1 protein-coding gene and 2 pseudogenes are annotated in these 2,590 nt (G+C 69.9%); all 3 read left to right on the forward strand.

The features are described 5' to 3' along the window. Nucleotides 1–2,131, forward strand: a 2,131-nt coding sequence (locus A9W96_RS07490) for an ATP-binding cassette domain-containing protein (RefSeq protein ID WP_197499438.1), incomplete at its 5' end; no start/stop codon positions are given. A gap of 37 nt (nt 2,132–2,168) precedes the next feature. Next, nucleotides 2,169–2,375 (forward strand): annotated as a pseudogene (locus A9W96_RS33255) (FHA domain-containing protein); the annotation flags it as partial. A 116-nt stretch (nt 2,376–2,491) separates the two neighbouring features. Then, nucleotides 2,492–2,590 (forward strand): annotated as a pseudogene (locus A9W96_RS33260) (nitroreductase); the annotation flags it as partial.

Genomic DNA, 2,590 nt, shown 5'->3' on the forward strand with positions numbered 1-2,590 from the left:
TCGGCCGCGCCGCGCCACATCCGGGGGGTCTCCTCGCCGAGCGCCAAGCTGGCCAGCGCGACCGCCCGCCCCGCCGATCGCGCAAATGCCCGCCGTCGGGAGCCCGCACACCCAGATGGCCCCCGCCTCCGCGAAGCCGCCCGAGGTCGCGAACCTGGCCACAAAGATGTTCCAGGCGCTGATGCCGTCGCGCTCCGGCGCCATCCAGAAGCCCGCCGGCTCGCAAACCATCGGCCGCGCCACCGACAACGACATCGTCATCCAGGACGTGCTGGCCTCGCGCCACCACGCCTTCCTGATCCAGACGCCGCTGGGCACCGAGATCCGCGACGCGCACAGCGTGAACGGGACGTTCGTCAACGGCGTCCGGGTCGGCTCGGCGGTGCTGACCGAGGGCGACGTCGTCACCATCGGCAACGTCGACCTGGTGTTCACCGGCGACAACCTGGTCCGGCGCACCGAGGCCGCCACCCGCAGCGGCGGCCTGGAGGTCAACTCCGTCTGCTACACCGTCGACCACGGCAAGCAGCTGCTCGACCACATCTCGCTGACCGCGCGGCCCGGGACGCTGACCGCCATCATCGGCGGTTCGGGCGCGGGCAAGACCACGCTGTCGCGGCTGATCGTCGGCTACACCAGCCCGACGTCGGGCACCGTGACCTTCGAGGGCCACAACATTCACACCGAGTACGCCTCGATGCGCAGCAGGATCGGCATGGTCCCGCAGGACGACGTGGTGCACCGCCAGCTCACGGTCAACCAGGCGCTGAACTACGCCGCCGAGCTGCGCCTGCCGCCCGACACCAGCAAACAGGAGCGGGCCCGCATCGTCGCGCAGGTGCTCGAGGAACTCGACATGACCCAGCACGCCGACACCCGGGTCGACAAGCTCTCCGGCGGCCAGCGCAAGCGCGCTTCGGTCGCCCTCGAACTGCTCACCCAGCCGTCGCTGCTGCTGCTCGACGAGCCGACGTCGGGTCTGGACCCGGCGCTGGACCGCCAGGTCATGCTGATGCTGCGCCAGCTGGCCGACGCCGGCCGCACGGTCTTGGTGGTGACCCACTCGGTGTCCTACCTCGACGTCTGCGATCAGATCCTGCTGGTCGCACCCGGCGGCAAGACCGCGTTCTGCGGGCCGCCGGACCAGGTCGAGTCCGCCATGGGGACCCGCAACTGGGCCGACATCTTCGCCAAGGTGGGCGCCGACCCGGACGAGGCCAACCGCCGCTTCAAGGAGCGCAACCAGCAGTCGTCGCAGCCACCGACCCCGGAGAGCCCGGCCGATCTGGGCGAACCGCCCCAGACCAACCTGTTCCGGCAGCTGTCCACGATCGCCCGCCGCCAGGTTCGGCTGGTCGTGTCCGACCGCGGTTACACCATCTTCCTGGCGGTCCTGCCGTTCCTCATCGGCGCGTTGTCGCTGACGGTGAAGGGCCCCCACCCCGGCCTCGGCCCGGCCGACCCCTTGGGCCCCGCGCCGACGCAGCCGCAGTACATCATGGTGCTGCTCAACATCGGCGCGGTGTTCATGGGCACCGCGCTGACCATCCGCGACCTGATCGGCGAGCGCCCGATCTTCCGACGCGAGCAGGCCGTCGGCCTGTCCACCACCGCCTACCTGCTGGCCAAGATCGCGGTGTTCTGCGTCTTCGCGACGGCACAGGCGGCGATCGCCACGATTATCGTGCGGCTGGGCAAGGGCGCGCCGACGGCGCATCCCCAGTTCTTCGGCAACTCCACCTTCTCGCTGTTCGTCACCGTCGCCGGCACCTGTGTGGCCTCGGCCATGCTGGGCCTGCTGCTGTCGGCGCTGGCCCAGTCCAACGAACAGATCATGCCGCTGCTGGTGGTGTCGATCATGTCGCAGCTGGTGTTCTCCAGCGGCATGATCCCGGTCTATCAGCGCATCGGCCTCGAGCAGATGGCGTGGCTGACGCCCGCCCGGTGGGGCTACGCCGCGGGCGCCTCCTCGATCGACTTCCCATCGCTGGTCAAGGTCAAGCAGATCCCGACCAACGACCCGATCTGGCAGCACTCCAAACACATTTTCGTGTTCGACATGCTGATGCTCGCGGCGCTGTCGATCGGCTACACCGGCTTCGTCCGCTGGCACATCCGGCTGAAACGCTGAGGCCGGGCCGCGGCCAACGACCCCTAATCTGGATGTGATGACTCGACCTGCGCAGCCCGTGCTGACGGCTCGAGCTGACCGCGCCGAAGGTAGCTTCGCCGCCGGCCGCGACGTGGTCGTCGGCAGCGACCTGCGTGCCGACCTGCGCGTCGCCCATCCGTTGATCGCCCGCGCGCACGTGCTGCTGCGCTTCGATCGGGGGCGGTGGCTCGCGCTCGACAACAACACGCTCAACGGGGTCTACCTCGACGGCCAGCGGGTGCCGGTCGTCGACATCCACGACGGCCAGACCATCAACATCGGCAAGCCCGACGGCCCGCGGATCACCTTCGAGGTGGGCCAGCACACCGGCAGCGTCGGGTCGCTTCCGCCCGCGGCCACCGCGCCCCGGGGGCCGAATACCCCGAAGGCGACACGCGGGGCGAGCGGATGGGCGCGGTCCGCGATTCCGCGACCTAC

This window comes from Mycobacterium sp. 1245852.3, assembly GCF_001669335.1.
GTDB lineage: Bacteria > Actinomycetota > Actinomycetes > Mycobacteriales > Mycobacteriaceae > Mycobacterium > Mycobacterium europaeum_A.